Consider the following 14,940-nt stretch of genomic DNA (forward strand, 5'->3'; position numbering starts at 1 on the left):
ATCGCTTCAGGGCAGCTTGCGCGCGGCGCGCAGCTCCTGCTCGAACTGGCGCCAGATCTTGTCCAGCGCGAGGCGGACTGCCGTGGGCGGCGGGTATTCGCGGCGCGGCATGTTGGTCCTGGGCGGCGCGGTCTCGCGCATGCGCGTGGTCAGCGATACCTCGCTGCTGCCGCCGCCGGCGTCGAGCACGGTGGCGTAAATGACGATCTCCAGCCCCTCGGGCTCGAAGCGGATCAGCTCGGCCAGCATGCCGACATGGGGACGCGCGATCTCGCGCATGCGCGGCAGGTCCGCGTCGGCGGTCTGCCGCCATTCCTGCGCATTCAGCGGGCGCGGCGCCGGGGCCTCGGCAGCAAGGGTGCCGATGTCCGGATCCTGGTCCGCGATGCGCATGCCGAGCTTGCCCAAGGCCGCATGCAGCGCGACGAAGGCGTCCGTGCGCCGCACCTTGTAGGTCCGCACGCCCTTGTCGGCCAGCATGCTTTCGTAATCCGCCTGGAAGGCCCGGTTGACCGCAGCTACCGCCGCACTCTTGTCCTGGTCGCTGGCGCAAGCGGCCAGGGCGATGGACAGCGCGCAGACCCAGCGCCGCCGGCCAGGGGAAAGTCTTGTTGTGCTCATGTCGGGCTACTCCGCGCGCTTGCCGAAATCTTTGCCCAGCTGTTCGATCTGGCGGTCCGCCTGCCGCCGCTCGGCCGGCTGCAGGCGTTCGGCGACCTGGGCCTGCCGCACCCGCGCCCCGCCGTGACCGGACAGCCCGGCCAGCCCATACCAGAGGTAGGCCTGGTTCAGGTTCTGCGTCACGCCCCGGCCCTGGGCGTACATCTCTCCCAGGCGGAATCGGGCGTCGGCGTCGCCCTTGAGCGCGCGGGCGCGGTAGAAGGCAAATGCCTCCTTCTCGTCGCTCGGGACCGGCGGCTCGGGCGCCCTCGGCGCGGCGGCCACCCTGGCCTCCTCCCGCGCTGCGGGGGCGGGCGCCGCGGGGGCGGCTGGCGGCGCAGCCTGGGGAGCGGCCGCAACCGCCGGCGCAGGCATCGGCGCCGCGACCGGCGCTGGCGCAGGCCTGGTCAAGGCGGCCGGCGCCGCCGCCGTCGCCACCACGGGTTTGGGCGGCGTGCGTGGCACCGCCTTGGGCGCCACGGGCTTGAGCGGCTCGGCCGGCGCGGGCTCGCGCGCCGCCGGCAACGCCGCCGGAGGCTGGGGAGCCGCGAGCAGGGCGGACGGCACCGCCGCTGGGGGCGCCGCTTCCACCGACGCCGGCAGCACCAGCCCGCCGCCCGCGCTGCCCGCGGCGCCTGGGCCGCCCTTTTCGCTCACCGCGCTCAGCTGGCGCTCGATCTGCGCCAGGCGCTCGGCCTCGGGCGTCGGCGAGCGCGGCCACAGCAGGAAGGCCAGCCCCGTCAGCGCCGCCCCCAGGCCGGCCCAGGCAAACAGCTCCCGGCTGCTGGGCCCTTGTCGCGCGACGGGCGCCCCGGCGGCGGCAGCGGACGCCCTGCCCGCGACGGCGCCCGCCGTATCACCACCCCCCGTGAGCTCGCCTCGCCACTGGTCCAGCGTCTGCGGTCGGTCGCGCTCGGCAAAGGCCAGGGCATGGTCGACGGCTTGCAGGAACTGCGGCGAATAGCGGCGCGCGCCGCGCTCGATCGCCGGCGCCAGCATTTCGCGCGTGCTGCCCAGCACGCCCTTGCTGCGCGTGATGGCGTCCATCGGCGGCTCGCCGGTGATGGCGCGGTAGCAGGTGGCGCCCAGGCTGTAGATGTCGGTCCAGGGCCCCTGGCTGTCGGCGCTGGCGTAGTACTGCTCGTAGGGCGCATAGCCGGGCGCCACCAGGATGGTGAGCGTGCGCGAGGGGCCCATGGCGGCGCGCGCCGAGCCGAAGTCCAGCAGCACCGGGCTGCCGTCCTTGCGCACCAGGATGTTCTCGGGCTTGATGTCGCGGTGGATGAAGCCGGCCGCGTGCACCAGCGCCAGCCCGTCCAGCACCGGCAGCACCACGTTCAGCAACTCGCGCTCGGACAGCGTCTGGCGCCGCTCCAGCAGGGCCGCCAGCGTCTCGCCCTCCTCGAACTCCATCACCATGTAGGCCGTGTTGTTGTGCTGGAACACGGAGTGCACGCGCACGATGTTGGGGTGGTTGAAGCGGGCCAGGGTGCGGGCCTCGCGAATGAAGCTTTCCAGCCCGGCGTTGTAGCGCTCGCTCTGCGTCTGGGCGCGCGGACTGACGGTGGCGTCGGCCCTGCGCGTGGCCGTGTCGGTCGGCAGGTATTCCTTGATCGCGACCAGCTTGTCCAGGTTGCTGTCGCGTGCCTGGTAGGTGATGCCGAAACCGCCCTGCCCCAGCACACGCTCCAGCACGTACCAGTGCAGCTGGTACTGCGCGGGAAGCGCCTCCGGAAAAGACGAGTCGTTCATTTTGGCTCCGGGTGGACTGGCGCGCTGCGCCTGGGCCCTCCAGCCGACCCTCGTTCGGCCTGCGGCTGCGAAGAATGATAAGGCCATCAACGCCGAAAAACCATGGCCGGGCCGGGCCCGCGGCCCGCCGTAAGCCATCTGTCGCCAGCCCGTGAGTCGCCTGCAAGCGGGCCGGCAGGAACATGGTTGCACCACCCGAAGTGGCCCAGGTTCAACCACAGGAGATCGCCATGAAAGCGAAAGCACGCCTGAAAATCCTCGTCCCCGCCCTGCTGGCGGCCGCCGCGCTGTCCGGCTGCTACGTGATGCCGCTCGGCTCCGAGGGCTACCCCTTGCCGCCCTACCCTGGCGCCGTGCCGCCCCCGGTCGCACCGCCTGCGCCCCCCGCGGCACAGGTGCTCGCCGTGCGCCTGTATCCGGCCAACGACAAGGCGACCCAATCCGGCGTGCTGAGCGGCACGCTGACCAGCACGGCCGCCGGCAAGGGGCGCTTTCAGCTCAGCTACCGCGGCGAGACGCTGACCGGCGAGGCCACCCGCGTCGACGGCGACAGCCGGCGCGGCATGGCCAGCGCCTACGGCAGCAGCGGCGCCTTCATGAGCTGCGAATACCAGATGCAGTCGCCGCGCCAGGGCGCGGGCAGCTGCACGCTCTCGGACGGCGCCAAGTACCAGGTGCACATCGGGATGTGAGGGGCGGAGCGGGTCGGTGGCTGTCGCCCGTGTGACCGACAGCGCCACGCGCTGCCGCTTCAATGCAGCGCAGCACAGGAGTCCCGCATGAACACCGATGCACCGCACACCGTACACCACCGCATCTGCCCGCTGTGCGAGGCCTGCTGCGGCCTCGAGCTCAAGCTCAGCGACGGGCGGGTCATCGGCATCCGCGGCCATGAGGCCGACGTCTTCAGCGCCGGCTACATCTGCCCCAAGGGCGTGGCGCTGAAAGACCTGCACGAAGACCCCGACCGCCTGCGCCAGCCGCTGATCAAGCGCCAGGGCCGGTTCGAGCCGGCGAGCTGGGACGATGCCTTCGCCGAGATCGAACGCCGCCTGCCGCCGCTGCTGGCCGCGCGCGGGCCCCAGTCGACGGGGCTGGTCGTAGGCAACCCCTCGGCGCACAAGATCGGCCTGCTGCTGTACTTCACGCGGCTGGTCAAGGCGCTGGGCACGCGCAACGTCTTCACCGCGGCCACGCTGGACCAGATGCCGCGCCACCTGGCCAGCGGCCTGCTGTTCGGCCACTGGATGAGCGTGCCGGTGCCCGACATAGCGCGCTGCGACTTCCTGCTCATGCTGGGCGCCAACCCGGTCGCGAGCAACGGCAGCATGTGGACCGTGCCCGATTTTCGCGGCAAGGCCAAGGCGCTGCGCGCACGCGGCGGCCGGCTGGTGGTGATCGACCCGCGCCGCACCGAAACCGCAGCGCTGGCCGACGAGCACCACTTCATCCGCCCCGGCGCCGACGCCTTCCTGCTGCTGGGCATGCTGCACACGCTGTTCGACGAGCAGTTGGTCAAGCTCGGCCGCCTCGGGCCTTTCGTGAACGGCGTGGACCAGGTGCGCGCCGCGGTGCAGTCCTTCAGCGCCGATGCGGTGGCCGCGCGCTGCGGCCTGCACGCGGACGCCATCCGGCGCCTGGCGCGCCAGCTGGCCGGCACCGAACGCGCCGCGGTCTACGGCCGCATCGGCACCTGCACCCAGGCCTACGGCAGCCTAGCCACCTGGCTGATCGACCTGCTCAACATCCTGACCGGCCACCTCGACGAACCCGGCGGCGCCATGTTCCCCAAGGCCGCTGCGTTTGCCGCCAACACCAGCGGCCAGCCCGGCTCGGGGCGCGGCGTGGTCACCGGCCGCCATGCCAGCCGCGTGGGCGGCGCGCCGGAAATCATGGGCGAGCTGCCCATCACCTGCCTGGCCGAAGAGATAGAGACCGCAGGCGAGGGCCAGATTAGGGCCCTGGTCACCGTCGCCACCAACCCGGTGCTGTCTTCGCCCAACGGCGAACGGCTGGCGCGCGCGCTCGATGGGCTGGACTTCATGCTCAGCCTGGACATCTACCTCAACGAAACCACGCGCCATGCCGACGTGATCCTGCCCGCCCCCTCGCCGCTAGAGGACATGCATTACGACGTGGCCTTCCCCCAGCTCTCCTGGCGCAACCACGCGCGCTACAGCGCGCCCGTGCTGCCACGCGCCGAGGGCCAGCCGCAGGAATGGGAGACGCTGCTCAGGCTGGCGGCCATCGCGTCCGGCCTGGGCGCGCAGGCGGACCCGCAGGCCCTCGACGACGCCCAGTTCGCGCAGGATGCGCGCAGGCTGTTCGGCGACGATGTGGGCGCGGTGCTGGCCGCCACCGAAGGCCTGCGCGGCCCCGACCGCCTGCTCGAGGTGGCGCTGCGCAGCGGGCCTTACGGCGACCAGTTCGGCCGCCGGCCCCAAGGGCTCACGCTCGCGAAAGTGAAAGCGGCCGAAGGCGGCATAGACCTCGGCCCGCTGGCGCCGCGCATCCCCGAGCTGCTGCGCACGCCGTCCGGACGCATCGAGCTCGCGCCCCCTGCCCTACTGCAGGACCTGCAGCGCGCCGTCGCCGACCTGGGCCAGCCGGTGCCCGAGATGGTGATCGTCGGGCGGCGTGACCCGCGCTCCAACAACAGCTGGATGCACAACCTGCCGCTGCTGGCCAAGGGCCCGATGCGCTGCACCGCGCTGGTGAACCCAGAGGACGCGCAGCGCCTGGGCCTGGCCGACGGCGCGCTCGCGCGCATCAGCAGCCAGGGCCGCAGCATCGAAGCCCAGGTGCAAGTAAGCGACGAGATGATGCCCGGCGTGGTGAGCCTGCCGCATGGCTGGGGGCACGACCTCGAGGGCACGCGCCTGGGCGTTGCCGCCCAGCGTCCGGGCGCCAACCTCAACGCCCTGCTGGACGAGAACGCGCGCGACCCGCTGTCGGGCAACGCGGTGCTGAGCGGCGTGGCGGTGCAGTTGACGGCTACCTGAAGCAGGATTTGTAAATTTTCTCAAGGAAAATCTACTTCAACCCTTTGCCTTTATTTTGCAGTCAGCTATCAACCTGATAGCGTATTGCCCGCGAGAGAGAGTTGATCCCAAAATGGGAGCATGCTAGAGTGCAGGCATGCGAATCGTCGCCCTGGGCACTCTGCGGGATTTCTGGGTCAGGCACCCCGACGCGCTGGAGCCGCTGAGCGCCTGGTATGCGATCGCCAGCCGGGCCCGCTGGGCGGCACCCGCGAACGTGAAAGCCGCCTACCGCAATGCCAGCTTTGTGGCGGGCAATCGGGTCGTGTTCAACATCAAGGGCAACGATTACCGGCTAGTGGTGGCGATGCACTACAACCGGCAGATCGCGTACATCCGCTTCGTTGGAACGCATCGCCAATATGACCAGATTGATGCCACAACCGTGTGAGGCCGCCATGAACATCAAACCCATCCGCACCAAGGCCGACCACCGCGCCGCACTGCAACGTATCGAGGCGCTATGGGACGCGCCGGCCAAGTCGCCCGAAGCCGACGAACTGGAAGTGCTCAGCCTGCTGGTGGAGGAGTACGAGAAGACCCACATCGCCGTGCCCGAGGTGGACCCGGTAAACCTGCTGCTGCACGTCATGGAAGCGCGGCAACTGACCCGCAAGGACCTGGAGCCTTACATCGGCTCGCGCGCCCGTGTGGCCGAGATACTCAACCGCATGCGCCCCTTGTCGCTGGAAATGATCCGGCGCCTGTCCACCGGACTGGCTTTGCCAGCCGATCTTCTGATTGCGGGGTATGAGTTGAAGCAGGCGGCGTGATGACGATCAGGAGTCAAGTTTTGAATGTGACCGTTGGCGAGCCCTTGCGCGCCGCTGGCGCCCGCGCGGCCGCCACCATGCGCGCGATTGCGCGCGGCGAAAAGGTGCAACCCCGCTTCGGCGTGAACTTCGAACAAATCGGCCAGATGCTGGCCGCCTTCACGCCCAAACGCTGGGAACTGATCGCCGCCCTGCGCCAAGCCGGCCCGCTGTCTGTGGCCGAACTCGCGCGCCGGCTCGGACGCGACTACAAGAACGTGCATACCGACGTAACCCAGCTCATCGAATGGATGGCCGTCGAGCGCATGGACGACGGCCGCGTGCACGTACCTTGGTCGGAGATCGTGGTGGACATGAAACTGACCGTGCCCAGCTCATCCAGCGCCTTGCCTGGCTGTATAGGATCGAGAGCGACGCCAGGCCATTGAGTGCCGAGCAACGGCTGCTCGTGCGACACGAGCGATCCAAGCCTCTGTGGGAGGAGTTGCATGTGTGGCTGCAGCACGAGCGCAAGCGTGTGCCCGACGGCAGCGCCATCGCCAAAACCATCGACTACAGCTTGAACCACTGGGAGGCGCTGTCGCGATTCCTGCTCGACGGCGAGGCGCCGATCGACAACAATCACCTCGAAAGTCGACATGCCGTCATGCCTTCTTGACACGATTCCATGACGCGGATTATCCTAATCGTGTCATGAGCACGACCACGTACGAGAGCCCGCTCCGCGCAGAACAGATGGAGCAGACCCGCCTTCGGATACTGGAGGCGACGGCAGATGTGCTGGCGGACGAGGAGGTCAACGAGGTCACGGTTCCGCTTGTCGCCATGCGCGCCCGCGTGTCGGTCCGTACCGTCTACCGGCACTTCCCGACCAAGGAGGCGCTCTTCGACGAGTTCGGTGAGTGGGCGGAGGAGCACCTCCGGGTCGTCCTCCTTTCCTACCCGGACACGCTCGAGGGCGTCCGCGAGATGGCGCCTGCGCTCTATCGCATGTACGACGAGCGAGCGCCGCTGATGCGCGCCCTCCTATCGAAGCGCGGACAGGAGATCCGGGCCCGCACGCGGCGCCGGCGACTGGCGACGTTCGAGAAGGCGATGCGGGAGGTCACCGGCGGGCTCGGCCCGGCCGAGCGCCGACGCGCCCTTGCGGTGATCTACCTGCTCGTGAGCGCGCCCGCTTGGCAGGCGATGCGCGACCAGTGGGACCTCGAGGGCCAGGAGGCCGGCAAGGCCGCCGCCTGGGCCGTACGCGTTCTGACGGACGAACTTCGCCGCAATCCGGCAAGCATGAAGGAGGTTGGTAACGATGACACTCGTCGCTGAGCAGACCTTCACCCCACCCGGTCCGGGATCGTGGTTCCTCGACCCGACTCACTGGACGCGGCCGGTGACCCGCTTCCACGTGGAGATCTTTCCCGACGCGTTCCAGCGCGGCTTCGGCGAGAGCCTCCGCCGCTACGGATCGTTGCTCGAGTACCTGGAGGCGGGCTTCGTCAACGGGTTTCCGTACTACTGCGCACGTCCCGTCGGCGCGCCGAGGGAGGCGGTCGGTCACCCTCCGAAAGAGGTGTGGGACGAGCTCGCGCGCAGTCACCCAATGATTCGGCGCCGGCTCGAGACGAGCGCGACCGTGTTCGAGCGCAAGCTCTGGCGTGAGGACCTCGAGCGCTGGGACCGGGAGGTGAAGCCCGCGGCGATCCGAGCTCACCTCGCGCTGCTCGCGGTTGACCCGGCGGCGCTCGACACGCCTGCGCTCCTCGCATACATCGATCGCTGCCGCGAGAACCAGATCCATGGCGCGTACATCCATCACCTCTTCAACGTGCCGGCGCTCCTGCCTGTGGGCGACTTCCTCGTGCACGCGCAAGAGTGGACAGGCCGCTCGCCGGCCCAGTTACTCGGTCTCCTCCAGGGCGCGAACCCCGACCCGCTCGGTGCAGACGAGGAGCTCGAGCGACTGGTCGGCGCTCTCCGACTGGATACGGCGGCGACGGCCTTGCTCACGTCGGCCGGAGAGCCGGGCGAGGTGGTCGCCGCGCTTCGCTCGCTGTCCGGCGACACGGGCCGGCTCGCTTCGGCATACGTCGATCGTGTCGCCCACCGGCCGGTAAACGGCGAGGACGTGGGCGACCCGTCGGTGCACGAGCTTCCCGAGCTGATCGTCGGAGCGATCCGCACAGCATTCGATCGCCTCGAGACTCCACCGGCGAAGGACCTGGACCGGAAGACCTCTGAGTTGCGCGACGCAGTGCCCGCTCGGCATCGCGATGCCTTCGACGCGCTGCTCGAGGAGGCTCGGGCGACCTACCGGCTACGCGACGAGCGGGGCACCTACGCCGACCTCTGGGCGATCGGGATTATGCGGCGCGCGATCCTGGCGGCCGGCCGCCGGCTTACGGCGGCGGGGCGGCTCGCCGATCCGCGCCATCTCGTCGAGGCTGGCTACGCGGAGCTGCGAAGCCTCGTCGAGTCCGGCGACGGCCCATCGGGCGAGGAACTGGCCGAGCGTGCGCGCTACCGGCTCAAGGCGCGCTACGCGGATGCGCCGGCGTTTCTCGGCGGCGAGCCGGGCGATCCGCTGCCGCCCGAGTGGCTGCCGCCCGCGGCGGCAAGGCTGGAGCGCGCGATCGGTGCAGCCGTGCAGGCGATCTTCGCCGCGCCGAAGCCACGCACCGAGGAGCGAAAGGTTCACGGTCTCGGCGTCAGCCCGGGCGTGTACGAGGGCACCGCACGGGTGATTCGCGGCACCGAGGAGTTTGGTCGCATCGAGCGGGGCGACGTCCTCGTCACGAACTCCACGACGACGGCATTCAACATCGTGCTGCCTCTCCTCGGCGCGATCGTGACCGACCGGGGCGGGCTGCTCTCGCACGCCGCGATCGTCGCGCGCGAGTACGGGCTGCCAGCAGTCGTCGGGTGCACCGATGCGACCTCCGTGCTCCTGGACGGTGCGAGGGTGATCGTCGATGGCACCGCGGGCGAGGCCGAGGTCGTCGCATGACCGAAGCAGCCGCACCGACCGAACGGGTACGGCCGGATCAGGCGCTGCCCATCACTCCTGCGCGGGCGGCCGTCCTTCAAGAGGCATGCGCGGTAGCCGCCGCCATCCACTCGGCGCTCGACCTCGGCGTGGTCGCGCGCGTCACCGAGGCGCCGGCAGAACCCGCAGCCGTGGCCGCCGACTGCGGCTTGACGCAGCAGGGCGCCCAGGCGCTCTTCTCGGCGCTCGCCGGTCTAGATCTCCTCGAGCTCGGCGATGACGACCGCTTTCGGCCTGCGTCTTCGAATCTCGCCGAGCTCGCCGAGCTATTCAGGCCGTGGGCGTCCCTCCAGCCGGTACTGCGTGGCGAAAGTCGGCCGGCGGACGCAGCGACGACCGCGGGAGCGGAGTCTCTCTATCCGAGACTCGTGGCGCAGCTCGGGGCGCTCTTCCGCCAGAGCGCCGTGCACGCAGCCGGCCTTCTCGTGCAGCCCAGGCTTCAGGTGCTCGACGTCGGCGCGGGGGCCGCTCCCTGGAGCCTTGCCCTCGCAGGCCGCGATCCGAGCTGCAGGATCACGGCCGTGGAGCTGCCGGGCGTGATCGCGAGCACGCGCGCCGCTGTTCGGCGAGCCGGACTCGACGATCAGTACGAGTTTGTCGAGGGAAACGCCTTCGACGTCGACTGGGGCGAGCCCGCAAGCTACGACCTCGCGCTCGTCGCGAACCTCTGCCACCTCTTCGACGGTGAAGCGAACCTCCGGCTCGTGCGGCGCGTCGCCGAGGCCCTGCGACCGGGCGGCAGGGTCGCGATCGTCGACATCCTCCCCACCGAGCGCGGCGACGGACCGCGGCCGGCCGTCCTCTACGCCCTCGGGCTCGTGCTGCGCACCGGCAGCGGACGGATCTACCCCTACTCGACCTTCCGACACTGGCTCGGCGAAGGAGGCTTCGAGGACACCCGCCGTCACAACCTCCCGGGCCCGTATCCGTTCACCCTGATTACGGGCAGGCGACGATGAAACCGGCAGCGCTTACCGAGGAGCTCGAGGACAGCCTGTTCGGCGGCAAGGCCGCGCAGCTAGCCGCCGCCACGCGTGCGGGCCTGCCCGTTCCCGCGGGTGTCGCGCTTCCGTACGGGTTCGTGGATGCAGTCGTTGCTGACGAACGCGACGCAAGGCAGCGGCTGGCTGCAGTCTTTCGCACGCTCGCCGCCCCGCTCGTGGCGCGCTCGTCCGCAGTGGGTGAGGACTCCGAGCAGGCGAGCTTCGCAGGACAGCACCTGACGCAGCTGAACCTGCGCTCCGAGCCCGAGCTCGTTGATGCCGTGTCCGCCATCTGGCTCTCGGCGCGCTCGCCTTCAGCGTTCGCGTACCGCGAGCGCCTCCGGCTGCCCCGCGAGCCGAGAATGGCCGTCGTCGTACAGGAGCTCGTCGACGCGGACTCCGCCGGCGTGCTCTTCAGCCGTAACCCCGTCAACGGGTCGGACGAGCTCGTGGTCGAGGCGGCCTGGGGGCTCGGGGAGTCGGTCGTTGCGGGTCTCGTCATCCCAGATCGGTTCCGCTTGAGGCGTGACGGTGCCGTCGTCGAGCGAATCGCGGGACTGAAGGACGTCGCCATACGCACCGACCCGGAAGGCGGCACAAGCCGCACACACGTTCCCGAGGGGCTCTCCCGCGTGCTCTGCCTCGACGATGCACAGCTCGCCGCGCTTCATGCGCTCGCGCTCCGCTGCGACGAGGTGTTCGGCGGGAGCCACGACCTCGAGTGGGCGTTCGCCGGCGGCCGGCTCTACCTCCTGCAGCGGCGAGCGCTCACAGCGATCCCAAGTCCAGCTGCAGGCGACCACACGGACGAGCACGTGCGCCTGCCGAACCAGCAGACCCGCAGCAACCGGCACGCCCCGCAGGCGCCTCGTGATCCGGCCGAGCACAGCTACGCGAAGGACGACCCTTAACGCCTGTCCAGGGTGCTGGGGCTGGAGCTACGTCATCGGCGCTCTCGTCGGTGAGTCGGACTGCGCAAAAACGCAGGAATTCTCGCTGTGCCTGACATCGAAGCGGCCTTGCGGCTATGGCATGGCACCATAGCGCTCGGTTCTACCGGAAGAGACTCGAAGACTATGGCGCCCATCGAATCCGCTCGAAGGTTTTACGCCGACTTCATCGTCCGTAGCGCCGGCTCTACCGACGAGCGCCTGATCGCAGCTTTTGCTTCGGTCCATCGTGAGGCCTACGTAGGGCCAGGCCCGTGGCCCATATTCGTGGGGTCTGGATACATCTCAACGGTGGACGACGATCCTCGCACGATCTATCACGACATTCTCGTCGGCTTGGACACCGAACGGGGCATCAACAATGGTCAGCCGACCCTGCACGCCAAGTGCATCGCCGCAGCAGCGCCTCAGGAGGGCGAGACCGCGGTCCACGTTGGCGCGGGCACGGGTACTACACAGCTGTACTCGCAACACTTGTCGGCGCCGCGGGCCAGGTGTTGGCTTATGAGGTGGAGCCGGACATCGCCGAGCGTGCCGAAAGCAACCTGCGACATCTGCCGAATGTGCAGGTACGGGCTGCCTCGGCAAACGGCGTTCACTTGCCGATGTGTGACGTGATCTACGTGAACGAAGGCGCAACGCATCCGCCCGCGGCGTGGCTGGATGCACTAAACGTCGGCGGTCGGCTGATCTTCCCGCTAACGCCAAACGAGGGCTTCGGGGTGATGCTCAAGGTCACCCGCACAGGGACTGGCTCGTATGCAGCTAGTGGAATCACGCGAGTGGCGTTCATACCATGCATCGGCGCCCGAGATGACGCAGCCTCGGAGTCGCTGGCCGCCGCGATGGGGAGTGATGCGTTCAGGCAGATTCGATCCCTGCACAGGGACTCTGTTCCAGATGGCTCTGCCTGGTACGTCGGGCAAGGATGGTGGCTATCCACCCAATAGGCCGCTCGGGTGCCTGGGGCCCAGCAAGCTGAAGGATGGGATGACCGGACGCTTACCCCAGAATTGACAAACCCCTACGAAGAGGGGTCTGCAAGCAATCAGGTTAGCCCAATTTTCTCAACACGTTTTCAGAGGGTCTTGCCCGAAGGCCGCTTTTCCAGTTGAGCAAGCCCCCCGCTCAGACCACCACTTCCTTGGCCGTCTGCGCGTACTCCTCGATCTGGTCGAAGTTCATGTAGCGGTAGACCTTGTCGGCGTCCTTGTTGATGACGCCCATGTCCGCGTGGTACTCCTCCACCGTCGGGATGCGGCCGAGCTTGGAGGCGATGGACGCCAGTTCGGCCGAGGCCAGGAACACGTTGGTGTTCTTTCCCAGGCGGTTGGGGAAGTTGCGGGTGCTGGTGGACACCACGGTGGCGCCTTCGCGCACCTGGGCCTGGTTGCCCATGCACAGGCTGCAGCCGGGCATCTCGGTGCGGGCGCCGGCGGCGCCGAACACGCCGTAGTGGCCTTCCTTGGTCAGCTCGGCGGCGTCCATCTTGGTGGGTGGGGCCACCCAGAGCTTGACCGGGATGTCGCGCTTGCCTTCGAGCAGCTTGGAGGCTGCACGGAAGTGGCCGATGTTGGTCATGCACGAGCCGATGAAGACCTCGTCGATCTTGGTGTTCTGCACGGCCGACAGCGGCTTGGCGTCATCGGGGTCGTTCGGGCAGCAGAGGATGGGCTCCTTGATGTCGGCCAGGTCGATCTCGATCACGGCGGCGTATTCGGCGTCCTGGTCGGCTTCCAGCAGCTCGGGCTTGGCCAGCCAGGCCTCGACGGCCTTGATGCGGCGCTCCAGCGCGCGCTTGTCGGCGTAGCCGTCGGCGATCATGTTCTTCATCAGCACGATGTTGCTGGTGAGGTATTCCTTGATCGGCTCGGGGTTGAGCTTGACCGTGCAGCCGGCGGCCGAGCGCTCGGCGGAGGCATCGCTGAGCTCGAAGGCTTGCTCGACCTTGAGGTCGGGCAGGCCCTCGATCTCCAGGATGCGGCCGGAGAACTCGTTCTTCTTGCCCTGCTTGGCCACGGTCAACAGGCCTTGCTTGATGGCGTACAGCGGGATCGCGTGCACCAGGTCGCGCAGCGTGATGCCGGGCTGCATCTGGCCCTTGAAGCGCACCAGGATCGACTCGGGCATGTCCAGCGGCATGACGCCGGTGGCGGCGCCAAAGGCCACCAGGCCGGAACCCGCCGGGAAGCTGATGCCGATCGGGAAGCGCGTGTGGCTGTCGCCGCCGGTGCCCACGGTGTCGGGCAGCAGCAGGCGGTTCAGCCAGCTGTGGATCACGCCATCGCCGGGGCGCAGGGCCACGCCGCCGCGGTTGCTGATGAAGGCGGGCAGCTCGCGGTGGGTCTTCACGTCCACCGGCTTGGGGTAGGCGGCGGTGTGGCAGAAGGACTGCATCACCATGTCGGCCGAGAAGCCCAGGCAGGCCAGGTCCTTGAGCTCGTCGCGGGTCATGGGGCCGGTGGTGTCCTGGCTGCCCACGGTGGTCATCTTGGGCTCGCAGTAGGTGCCCGGGCGGATGCCCTGCTGGTTGCCGTCGACGACCGGCAGGCCGCAGGCGCGGCCGACCATCTTCTGCGCCAGGGTGAAGCCGGCCTTCGTGGCGACGGGAGCCGTGGGCAGGCGGAACACGGTGCTGGCGGGCAGGCCCAGGAACTCGCGCGCCTTGGCCGTCAGGCTGCGGCCGATGATCAGGTTGATGCGGCCGCCGGCGCGCACTTCATCGAACAGCACCTCGCTCTTGAGCTGGAACTCGGCCACGGTCGCGCCGTTCTTGACAATCTTGCCCTCGTAGGGGCGCACCTCGACCACGTCGCCCATCTCGAGCTTGGACACGTCGACTTCGATCGGCAGCGCGCCGGAGTCTTCCTGGGTGTTGAAGAAGATCGGTGCGATCTTGCCGCCCAGGGTGATGCCGCCGAAGCGCTTGTTGGGCACGAAGGGGATGTCTTCGCCGAAGCCCCAGATGATGCTGTTGGTGGCGCTCTTGCGGCTGGAGCCGGTGCCCACCACGTCGCCCACGTAGGCCACCAGGTGGCCCTTGTTCTTCAGCTCTTCGATGAACTGCATGGGGCCGCGCTTGCCATCTTCCTCGGGCTTGAAGGCCGCGCCTTCGCGGGTGTTCTTCAGCATCGCCAGGTAGTGCAGCGGGATGTCCGGGCGGCTCCAGGCGTCGGGTGCGGGCGAGAGGTCGTCGGTGTTGGTTTCACCGGGCACCTTGAACACGGTGACGGTGGTCGACTGCGCGACCTCGGGGCGTGAGGTGAACCACTCGGCGTCGGCCCAGCTCTGGACGACTTCCTTGGCGTGGGCGTTGCCGGCCTTGGCCTTCTCGGCCACGTCGTGGAAGAAGTCGAACATCAGCAGGGTCTTCTTCAGGCCCGCGGCGGCCACGGCGGCCACTTCCTGGTCGTCCAGCAGGTCGATCAGCGGCTTGACGTTGTAGCCGCCCACCATGGTGCCCAGCAGCTCGGTGGCCTTGGAGCGGGAGATCAGGCCGACGGCGAAATCACCGTGGGCCACGGCGGCCAGGAAGCTGGCCTTGACCTTGGCCGCATCGTCCACGCCCGGGGGCACGCGGTGCGTCAGCAGGTCCAGCAGGAAGGCGTCCTCGCCGGCGGGCGGGGCCTTGATCAGCTCGATCAGCTCGGCGGTCTGCTGGGCCGACAGCGGCAGCGGGGGAATGCCGAGCGCGGCGCGTTCGGCCACATGGGCCCGGTAGGCTTGCAACATGTCTTCTTC

Annotated in this window: 14 protein-coding genes; 11 read left to right on the forward strand and 3 right to left on the reverse strand. The window is 68.9% G+C overall.

Annotation, left to right across the window (positions count from 1 at the left end):
* Positions 1-6: 6 nt before the first annotated feature.
* Both FFS10_RS14500 and FFS10_RS14505 read right to left on the reverse strand, forming a co-directional pair.
* Entirely contained in the window at positions 7-621 is a 615-nt protein-coding gene (locus FFS10_RS14500) for a hypothetical protein (protein ID WP_137895182.1), read from the reverse strand.
* A gap of 6 nt (positions 622-627) precedes the next feature.
* A complete protein-coding gene (locus tag FFS10_RS14505; protein ID WP_171016159.1) occupies positions 628-2,412 on the reverse strand; it encodes a serine/threonine-protein kinase in 1,785 nt (594 codons plus the stop codon).
* A 230-nt stretch (positions 2,413-2,642) separates the two neighbouring features.
* On the opposite strand from FFS10_RS14505, the gene FFS10_RS14510 reads away from it, so the two are divergent.
* From FFS10_RS14510 to FFS10_RS23860, 11 genes are all read left to right on the forward strand, one after another.
* Positions 2,643-3,104 carry a hypothetical protein gene (locus FFS10_RS14510; protein WP_137895184.1) on the forward strand — a complete coding sequence of 154 codons (462 nt, stop codon included), beginning with the start codon at positions 2,643-2,645 and terminating at the stop codon, positions 3,102-3,104.
* 87 nt (positions 3,105-3,191) lie between these two features.
* Complete coding sequence (locus FFS10_RS14515) at positions 3,192-5,414, forward strand: molybdopterin-dependent oxidoreductase (protein ID WP_137895185.1); 2,223 nt, start codon at positions 3,192-3,194, stop codon at positions 5,412-5,414.
* A 136-nt stretch (positions 5,415-5,550) separates the two neighbouring features.
* Entirely contained in the window at positions 5,551-5,844 is a 294-nt protein-coding gene (locus tag FFS10_RS14520) for a type II toxin-antitoxin system HigB family toxin (RefSeq protein WP_137895186.1), read from the forward strand.
* Positions 5,845-5,851: 7 nt separating this feature from the next.
* Positions 5,852-6,226 (forward strand): helix-turn-helix domain-containing protein, encoded by a 375-nt coding sequence (locus FFS10_RS14525; RefSeq protein ID WP_137895187.1) that lies wholly within the window; start codon positions 5,852-5,854, stop codon positions 6,224-6,226.
* Entirely contained in the window at positions 6,226-6,654 is a 429-nt protein-coding gene (locus FFS10_RS14530) for an HVO_A0114 family putative DNA-binding protein (RefSeq protein WP_212744137.1), read from the forward strand. Before FFS10_RS14525 ends, FFS10_RS14530 begins: the two co-directional genes overlap by 1 nt.
* Positions 6,558-6,884: an IS66 family transposase gene (locus tag FFS10_RS14535; protein ID WP_171016158.1), complete on the forward strand. Its 327-nt coding sequence runs from the start codon at positions 6,558-6,560 to the stop codon at positions 6,882-6,884. Before FFS10_RS14530 ends, FFS10_RS14535 begins: the two co-directional genes overlap by 97 nt.
* 35 nt (positions 6,885-6,919) lie before the next feature.
* Positions 6,920-7,549, forward strand: coding sequence for a TetR/AcrR family transcriptional regulator (locus FFS10_RS14540; protein ID WP_137895189.1), 630 nt, complete (start codon positions 6,920-6,922; stop codon positions 7,547-7,549).
* Positions 7,533-9,227: a PEP-utilizing enzyme gene (locus tag FFS10_RS14545; protein ID WP_137895190.1), complete on the forward strand. Its 1,695-nt coding sequence runs from the start codon at positions 7,533-7,535 to the stop codon at positions 9,225-9,227. The genes FFS10_RS14540 and FFS10_RS14545 overlap by 17 nt, the downstream gene beginning before the upstream one ends.
* Positions 9,224-10,225 (forward strand): class I SAM-dependent methyltransferase, encoded by a 1,002-nt coding sequence (locus tag FFS10_RS14550; protein ID WP_137895191.1) that lies wholly within the window; start codon positions 9,224-9,226, stop codon positions 10,223-10,225. The genes FFS10_RS14545 and FFS10_RS14550 overlap by 4 nt, the downstream gene beginning before the upstream one ends.
* Positions 10,222-11,160: a PEP/pyruvate-binding domain-containing protein gene (locus tag FFS10_RS14555; protein ID WP_137895192.1), complete on the forward strand. Its 939-nt coding sequence runs from the start codon at positions 10,222-10,224 to the stop codon at positions 11,158-11,160. The genes FFS10_RS14550 and FFS10_RS14555 overlap by 4 nt, the downstream gene beginning before the upstream one ends.
* A 533-nt stretch (positions 11,161-11,693) precedes the next feature.
* Positions 11,694-12,149, forward strand: coding sequence for a hypothetical protein (locus tag FFS10_RS23860; RefSeq protein WP_502702876.1), 456 nt, complete (start codon positions 11,694-11,696; stop codon positions 12,147-12,149).
* Positions 12,150-12,327: 178 nt separating this feature from the next.
* Here the strand turns inward: FFS10_RS23860 and acnB are convergent, their stop codons facing one another.
* Positions 12,328-14,931 carry a bifunctional aconitate hydratase 2/2-methylisocitrate dehydratase gene (acnB, locus tag FFS10_RS14565; protein WP_137895194.1) on the reverse strand — a complete coding sequence of 868 codons (2,604 nt, stop codon included), beginning with the start codon at positions 14,929-14,931 and terminating at the stop codon, positions 12,328-12,330.
* Positions 14,932-14,940: the final 9 nt, after the last annotated feature.

The sequence above is a fragment of the Ramlibacter sp. 2FC genome (genome assembly GCF_005503345.1).
GTDB lineage: Bacteria > Pseudomonadota > Gammaproteobacteria > Burkholderiales > Burkholderiaceae_C > SCMQ01.

Excerpts from the sequence above, each read along its gene's own strand:
- FFS10_RS14550 (WP_137895191.1), top strand. The coding sequence starts at position 9,224 with ATGACCGAAGCAGCCGCACCGACCGAACGGGTACGGCCGGATCAGGCG.
- FFS10_RS14530 (WP_212744137.1), top strand. The coding sequence starts at position 6,226 with ATGACGATCAGGAGTCAAGTTTTGAATGTGACCGTTGGCGAGCCCTTG.
- FFS10_RS14540 (WP_137895189.1), top strand. The coding sequence starts at position 6,920 with ATGAGCACGACCACGTACGAGAGCCCGCTCCGCGCAGAACAGATGGAG.
- FFS10_RS14545 (WP_137895190.1), top strand. The coding sequence starts at position 7,533 with ATGACACTCGTCGCTGAGCAGACCTTCACCCCACCCGGTCCGGGATCG.
- FFS10_RS14555 (WP_137895192.1), top strand. The coding sequence starts at position 10,222 with ATGAAACCGGCAGCGCTTACCGAGGAGCTCGAGGACAGCCTGTTCGGC.
- FFS10_RS14515 (WP_137895185.1), top strand. The coding sequence starts at position 3,192 with ATGAACACCGATGCACCGCACACCGTACACCACCGCATCTGCCCGCTG.
- acnB (WP_137895194.1), bottom strand. The coding sequence starts at position 14,931 with ATGTTGCAAGCCTACCGGGCCCATGTGGCCGAACGCGCCGCGCTCGGC.
- FFS10_RS14500 (WP_137895182.1), bottom strand. The coding sequence starts at position 621 with ATGAGCACAACAAGACTTTCCCCTGGCCGGCGGCGCTGGGTCTGCGCG.
- FFS10_RS14520 (WP_137895186.1), top strand. The coding sequence starts at position 5,551 with ATGCGAATCGTCGCCCTGGGCACTCTGCGGGATTTCTGGGTCAGGCAC.
- FFS10_RS14505 (WP_171016159.1), bottom strand. The coding sequence starts at position 2,412 with ATGAACGACTCGTCTTTTCCGGAGGCGCTTCCCGCGCAGTACCAGCTG.
- FFS10_RS14525 (WP_137895187.1), top strand. The coding sequence starts at position 5,852 with ATGAACATCAAACCCATCCGCACCAAGGCCGACCACCGCGCCGCACTG.
- FFS10_RS14510 (WP_137895184.1), top strand. The coding sequence starts at position 2,643 with ATGAAAGCGAAAGCACGCCTGAAAATCCTCGTCCCCGCCCTGCTGGCG.